Source organism: Aquimarina sp. U1-2 (assembly GCF_017897595.1).
Classification (GTDB): Bacteria; Bacteroidota; Bacteroidia; order Flavobacteriales; family Flavobacteriaceae; genus Aquimarina.
The window spans coordinates 1-431 of the sequence record NZ_JAGKIK010000084.1 but is presented as its reverse complement, the minus strand read 5'-3'; the positions used below and the strand labels follow the sequence as shown (position 1 = coordinate 431).

Sequence of the window (431 nt, the reverse complement as noted above, 5' to 3'; positions counted from 1 at the left end):
TTCACAATGATTTTTTAAACCGATTTTAAATAAATATATTCGACACAAAATAAGGTTTATCCATGAAAATGCTTAAAGTATTCACTATAATAACGTTACTGATTTTACAAGTGTCTTGTAACTCTAAATCTGATAAAGAAAAAAACGATTTTGAGATAAAAACTAATGCAAAAAAAGGTAATATTTCAATAGATAACACTTTAGAATTATCATTGAACAATAAAAAAAAGCATACTATAGATTCCGTTGTCTACAAATTAGATGGAAAAACAGTTACTGAAAACCTCAACTTAAAAGATCATAAATTAGGTAAATATCCTATTGAAGCCATAGTGTTTTTTAATGATGATGAGCAACAGACGGTGTCATCATCAGTTACTATTCTTAATAATGAGTCTCCAAAAATTTACAAATTCAAGATTCTAAATGAA

General features: G+C 25.8%; 1 pseudogene. It reads left to right on the top strand.

From position 1 onward, the window contains the following. Positions 1 to 62: 62 nt before the first annotated feature. Positions 63 to 431 (top strand): annotated as a pseudogene (locus J8281_RS19120) (glutaminyl-peptide cyclotransferase); the annotation flags it as partial.